This is a genomic window from Mesorhizobium sp. WSM3224 (assembly GCF_000427725.1).
Lineage (GTDB): Bacteria > Pseudomonadota > Alphaproteobacteria > Rhizobiales > Rhizobiaceae > Mesorhizobium.
This window is the reverse complement of record NZ_ATYO01000010.1, coordinates 202,437-208,474: the sequence shown is the minus strand read 5'-3', so window position 1 is coordinate 208,474 and position 6,038 is coordinate 202,437. Positions and strand designations below refer to the sequence as shown.

6 protein-coding genes are annotated in these 6,038 nt (G+C 62.1%); 3 read left to right on the top strand and 3 right to left on the bottom strand.

The window, feature by feature from the left end; all coding sequences use genetic code 11:
• Window positions 1–87 precede the first annotated feature (87 nt).
• A complete protein-coding gene (gene gfa / locus YU3_RS0119045) occupies window positions 88–660 on the top strand; it encodes an S-(hydroxymethyl)glutathione synthase (protein ID WP_027167763.1) in 573 nt (190 codons plus the stop codon).
• A gap of 53 nt (window positions 661–713) precedes the next feature.
• On the opposite strand, the gene YU3_RS0119040 is transcribed toward gfa, so the two are convergent.
• From YU3_RS0119040 to YU3_RS0119030, 3 genes are read right to left on the bottom strand one after another with little or no spacing between them, the layout of a single operon-like run.
• A complete protein-coding gene (locus tag YU3_RS0119040; RefSeq protein WP_027167762.1) occupies window positions 714–1,529 on the bottom strand; it encodes an alpha/beta hydrolase in 816 nt (271 codons plus the stop codon).
• An 8-nt stretch (window positions 1,530–1,537) separates the two neighbouring features.
• Window positions 1,538–3,025, bottom strand: a complete 1,488-nt coding sequence (locus tag YU3_RS0119035; RefSeq protein WP_027167761.1) for an NAD-dependent succinate-semialdehyde dehydrogenase — start codon at window positions 3,023–3,025, stop codon at window positions 1,538–1,540.
• A 19-nt stretch (window positions 3,026–3,044) separates the two neighbouring features.
• Window positions 3,045–4,271 carry an iron-containing alcohol dehydrogenase gene (locus tag YU3_RS0119030; RefSeq protein WP_027167760.1) on the bottom strand — a complete coding sequence of 409 codons (1,227 nt, stop codon included), beginning with the start codon at window positions 4,269–4,271 and terminating at the stop codon, window positions 3,045–3,047.
• Window positions 4,272–4,508: 237 nt separating this feature from the next.
• On the opposite strand from YU3_RS0119030, the gene YU3_RS0119025 reads away from it, so the two are divergent.
• Both YU3_RS0119025 and YU3_RS0119020 read left to right on the top strand, forming a co-directional pair.
• Window positions 4,509–5,201: a GntR family transcriptional regulator gene (locus YU3_RS0119025; RefSeq protein WP_051333985.1), complete on the top strand. Its 693-nt coding sequence runs from the start codon at window positions 4,509–4,511 to the stop codon at window positions 5,199–5,201.
• A 234-nt stretch (window positions 5,202–5,435) separates the two neighbouring features.
• Window positions 5,436–6,029, top strand: a complete 594-nt coding sequence (locus YU3_RS0119020) for a DJ-1/PfpI family protein (protein WP_027167758.1) — start codon at window positions 5,436–5,438, stop codon at window positions 6,027–6,029.
• Window positions 6,030–6,038: the final 9 nt, after the last annotated feature.

Genomic DNA, 6,038 nt, shown 5'->3' with positions numbered 1-6,038 from the left:
AGTGTCGTGGTTTACTGAAGCAAGAACCACATGCCGCCGGCCAACCGGCCGGCGACTTTTGTGGTTTACAACTGGGAGGAGAAAAGAATGCCTGAGAANCTGCATCCGAAGATCGANAACGGGCTGCCCAGGGAAAGCGCTTCCTTTGCCGGCGGCACGCTGGTCTGCGCCTGCACCAGCAACCCGGTGAAGGTGAAGGTCAAGGGGCAGATCGCCCACAATCATGCCTGCGGCTGCACCAAATGCTGGAAGCCGGACGGCGCGATATTCTCGGTGGTTGCGGTCGCCGGCACAAGCGATGTCACCGTCACCGAGAACGGCGACAAGCTGAAGGTGGTCGATCCNNCAGCGCTGATCCAGCGCCATGCCTGCACCGGCTGNGGNGTNCACATGTACGGCCCGGTCGAGCGCGACCATGCCTTCAAGGGCCTGTCCTTCATCCATCCGGAACGCTTCGAGGAGGACGGCTGGTCGCCGCCGGGCTTCGCCGCGTTTGTCTCCTCGATCATCGAATCCGGCGTCGACCCGAGCCGCATGGCCGGCATTCGCGGCCAGTTGAAGTCGATCGGGTTGGAACCCTATGACTGCCTCAACCCCGGCCTGATGGACTATATCGCCACCTGGACCGCAAAGAAGACGGGAGCCCTGGCGGCGGCATAGTCCGCATCGCCGAAGCGCCCTGAGGCATTTCACGGTGGCGATGAGTGGCGTCGTCAGATTGCCAGCACGCGCGCCAACAATTGGCTGGCGTCTGTGCCAGGCACGCCCAGATCGCGGATGCTGCTCATATGATTTGCGCCCGCCAAGCTCGAGCGCGAAACGGCCAGTCCTTGCCGCTCCAGATGCTCGGCAAACGCTGCAGCCTGGCTATGGAAGGGGGGCGTCTCATCGCCTCCGACCGCGATCTCGACCGCCACCGAACTGTCGAAACGATGGCCGATCGGCGAAAAGCTAGTCACCTCCTCGTCAGTGAGCGCGATCTCATCGGCGAGGAAGGAGGTTTGCAAGGGCTTCAGGTCGTAAAGCCCGCCAAGCAGCATGGCTCCCTTGATGGCGGACGGCTGGTTGCTGTCGTTGAAGAGCATGGCAGCAAGATGCGCCCCCGCTGAATGACCGCTAATTGTGAGTTGCCCGGGATCGCCGCCAAAATTCGCGATCCTCTCGCTTGCCCACTGCCTGGCGCGGCGCACCTGGTTCACAATTGCAGCCATCCTGACGGCAGGCATCAACGCGTAGCCAACGACAACCGCGATCGCTCCTGCGCTGGTCACGGTGTCAGCGACGTAAGAATAGTCGCTCTTGGAAAACATGCGCCAGTAGCCGCCGTGGATGAAGATGTGCACCGGCAACGACTCGCGTTTCCCCGGCGGGAAGAAAAGGTCCAGGGTTTCGGCGCGGTCGGGCCCATAGGCGATATCGGGGACCATCGGGATTTTCGCCCGGGTCTCCGCGCTTTTGCGGCGAATCTCAGCGACTATGTCGTCGAATTCGAGGACGTGATCTCGAGTGCGGAACGGATCTTTGGTCATCTGTGCATTCAGATCGTCACGGCGATGTACTTCGCCTCCATGAACTCGGTTATGCCATGCTTCTGACCGCCCTCTCGGCCCAATCCGCTCTGCTTGACGCCGCCGAAGGGCGCCGCCGGATCCGACATCAGGCCGCGATTGAGCGCGATCATCCCGGATTCGATCTTCGATGCCACGCGCATGCCCTTGGCCAGGTCGCGGGTGTAGATATAGGCGGCGAGGCCGTATTCGGTATCATTGGCCCTGGCAATGACCTCCGCCTCATCCTCGAAGCGGCTGATCGGCGCAACAGGTCCGAAGATTTCCTCATGTGCCATGGCCGCATCAGGGGGAACGTCAGTGAGCACAGTCGGCGGATAGAAATACCCTTTCTCCACGGGCACCTCGCCGCCGCACAGGATCGTGGCGCCGCGTGCAACGGCGTCTTGTACGAGGCGATCGATCTTGCCTACGGCTTTCCTCGTGATCATCGGGCCGCATTCCGTTTCCGAATCTGTGCCGGCGCCCATTTTGAGCGCTGCCATGCGTTTGCGCAGCCCGTCCGCGAAAGCGTCATGGATGCCGGCCTGAACATAGAACCGATTGGCGGCCGTGCAGGCCTCGCCGGCATTTCGCATCTTGGCGATCATTGCGCCATCGAGCGCTGCATCCAGATCGGCGTCGTCGAAGACGATGAACGGCGCGTTGCCGCCAAGTTCCATCGAACACGAGATGACGTGTTTTGCCGCTTCGGCAAGAAGCACCCGGCCGACGCCGGTCGAGCCGGTGAACGACAGCTTGCGCACGCGCGCATCGGCCAGCATCGCCGCTGTCACCGGGCCTGGATTCGAGGTGGTGACGACGTTGATGACACCGGGAGGCACGCCGGCTTCTTCATAGAGAGCAGCAAGCGCGTATGCTGTCAGCGGCGTCTCGCTGGCTGGCTTCAGGATGACTGTGCAGCCGGCCGCGAGGGCAGGCGCGATCTTGCGCGTCGCCATCGCCGCCGGGAAATTCCACGGCGTTATCAGAACGCAGATGCCGATGGGCTGGTAGTCGACCACGATGCGGTTTGCGCCAGACGGCGCAAGGCCGAACTCGCCGGTGATGCGAACTGCCTCCTCGGCGTTCCATCGGAAGAATTCGGCCGCATAAGCGACTTCGCCGCGCGCGTCGCGCAGGGCCTTGCCATTCTCCAGGGAAATCAACACGGCCAGGGTCTCCGCTCGTTCGGTCATCAGCTCGAAGCAGCGCCTCAGGATCTCGGAGCGGCGGCGGGGCGGGGTTTCGCGCCAGCTGGTTGCTGCCCCAGCCGCTGCCTCGACCGCGGTTGCGGCGTCGGCAAGCGTGGCGTCGGGAACCGCCGCGATCACAGCCCCGGTCGAAGGATCGGCCACTTCAATGACGCGGCCGTCGGATGAAGGTCGCCATTTCCCGCCAATGTAGAGCCCATGCGAAAATGCCGTGTAGTCGGACAGGTCGGAATCTTGGTCAAATAGCTCTGGGGAAATGTTCATTGGAATCGGACTCCATCCCTCACATCGTCGCGGCCGGCATGTCGCCGCTATAAGCCGCCCTGACCAGGCGCTGCATGGCGGGCAGGTCGAAGGGGCGGGGATTGTTCTTGATCAGCCGGTCGATGCCGAACGCCTGTTCCGCCGTCCAGTCGATCTTGTCCTCGGGAAGGCCAAGATCAGCTAGCGTCCGAGTGATGCCGATGGCGTTGAACATTCGCGCAACTTCCTTGATCGTGGCGTCCGCCAGCTGATCGGCGTCGCGGTCCTGGCGATGCAGACCAAGCGCCGCGCCGATTTCGGCGATCTCCGGCGTTGCCGCAGGCAGGTTGTAGCCCATCACATAGGGGAGCATCGTCGCGACCCCCAACCCGTGCGGCGTGTGCGTGAGCGCGCCGACCGGATACTGCACGGCATGGGCGGCAGCGGTTCCGGCAGTGCCGAAGGCGCAGCCGGCGGCGAGCGCGCCCATCATGACATCGGCGCGCGCGCCCTCGTTCGTCCCGTCGCGATAGGCGGTCTCGAGACTGCGGCCCAAAAGCCTGATCGCCAGCAGCGCGAAGTGATCCGTCAATGCGCTCTTGCCGATGAAAACGTGTCTTTGCGGCAGGTCGGCATCGGCGCCGCGTCTCGCCGCGGTGAAAGCTTCGATGGCATGGGTCAGCGCATCGGCGCCTGCGATGGCGGTCAATGACGGCGGGCAGGTTGCCGTCAGGTCGGGGTCACAAAGCGCGACCGCGGCAATCAGGTGGGGGCTGGAGATACCGACCTTGAGCGTCCGCTCCGGGTCGGAAATCACGGCGACCGGGGTCACTTCGGAGCCGGTGCCGGCCGTGGTCGGTACTGCAATGACAGGAAGGGTGGGACCCGGCACCTTGAACTCACCATAATAGTCCTGGAGCTTGCCGCCATGGCTGAGCAGCAGCGCGGCGCATTTGGCCATATCCAGGCAACTGCCGCCACCGATGCCGATCACCATGTCCGGCTTGAAGCTCTTTGCTTCCGCAATACAAGCGCCGACGCTATCGCGAGGCACGTCAGGCAAGGTCCGGTCGTAGACGAGTACGTCGATCTGGGCAGTTTTCAATCCATCGAGGATTTCAAGGAACTCAGGCGTACCAGCGAGGCGTTCGTCCGTGCAGATGAATGCGCGCCGGCCATGTCGACCGGCAATGGCAGGCAGCGCATGGCGCTGGCCTTTACCGAAGAGAATTTCGCGCGGCAGGCGCACGGCTGCAAACAAGGTCATGGATTGAGATCTTTCAAACAAAACGATTGGCCAAGGTGCCAGGTTCGTCGCCGAACCTGCCTTAGCAAGTTCCCCTGGCTTCGGCTTTCGTGGAGGTCCGGGGGTCGCCAAGCACCGCGCACATCCATAAAGCGTCCCTAGCCATCCTGCTCGTATCCCCTATAAAATCGTATAGGATATCGTATTGAATTGGCCGAAGCATCGTGTTAGGGCTTGCTCGTGTCAAGAGGCAAAACGATGCACGATCTGACCGTCGATAACGAAGCCCGCGCGAGTGGCCGCATCCAGCGGGCCAATAGTTTGGCTGGAGATGTCTATGAGGCGATCTTCGCGCAGTTGATGTCGTTGAGGATCCCCCCGGGATCGCGGATCACCGTCGACAATCTCGTCAGGGAGTTCAACGTCTCTCACACACCTATCCGCGAAGCCCTCGGCCGGCTGGAAGGTGAAGGGCTGGTGTTGAAGACCCATTTGATCGGTTATCGCGCCGCTCCGCAGATCACGCGGCGCCGGTTCGACGAGCTCTATGAACTACGGCTTCTGCTCGAGCCCGCCGCCGCGGCCAAGGCTGCGGCAACCTTGGACAAGGAGCGCCTTGCGGCCTTGCAGGCGACGGCGGGCGTGATGGCGCGGCGGGTGGGGAAGGACGAGCGCCTGCGCTATTCGAACTTTGCTCGCCAAGATGCGATCTTTCACGACAAGATCATGGAGTTCGCGCAAAACGAGCTCATCCGCGAGACGCTGAACCACCAGCATACGCACTTCCACATCTTCCGCCTGATGTACCACTCACGCGTCACCGAAGAAGCGCTGGACGAACACGAGGCGATCCTCGCTGCTTTCGGCGCGGGCGACGCCGATGCCGCCGCAAAGGCCATGCGAGTGCACATCGAGAATTCGCGGGACCGGCTCCTGCCAGCCTTCGAGTAACCGCACCGATGTCCATTGCTGCTCGTATTGACGGATTGCGTTGTCGCGCCGGCCGATGGCATGCCGGTCGTCCCCGGTGCGGACGAGCCGACACGTCAAGCTCGATGCGCCATTGATCACCCAGGCCAATGCCAAGGAGTATTACTTCCCAGACTCCCCGTTCTGAATTTCGTCAATTCCGAGTTACGCAGCCAAGGCGCGTCCTTGGTACCTCCAAGCTGAGAAGGAAAAGTCATGCCAGCCAAGAAGATACTGATGCTGACCGGTGAGTTCACCGAGGAATACGAAATCTTCGTCTACCAACAGGCGATGGAGGCAGTCGGCCATACCATCCACGTTGTCTGTCCCGACAAGAAGGCAGGGGACCTGATCAAGACCTCGCTCCACGACTTCGAGGGCGACCAGACCTACACCGAGAAGCTCGGTCACTATGCGTTGATCAACAAGACGTTCTCCGATGCGGAGAAACAGCTCGACCAGTACGACGCCGTTTATTGCGCCGGCGGGCGCGGGCCGGAATATATCCGCACCGATAAGCGCGTTCAGGCCATGGTGCGCCATTTCCACGAAGCCAAGAAGCCGATCTTCACCATCTGCCACGGCGTTCAGATCCTGGTGGCGGTCGACGGCGTCGTGCGCGGCAAGAAGGTCGGGGCGCTAGGGGCCTGCGAGCCGGAAGTGACACTTGCCGGGGGCACCTATATCGACCTGTCGCCAACGGAGGCCTACGTGGATGGGACGATGGTTTCCGCGAAAGGTTGGACCGCTCTTGCCGCCTTTATACGAGAATGTCTGAAGGTTCTCGGCACGGAAATCCGGCACGGCTAGCGAAGTTGG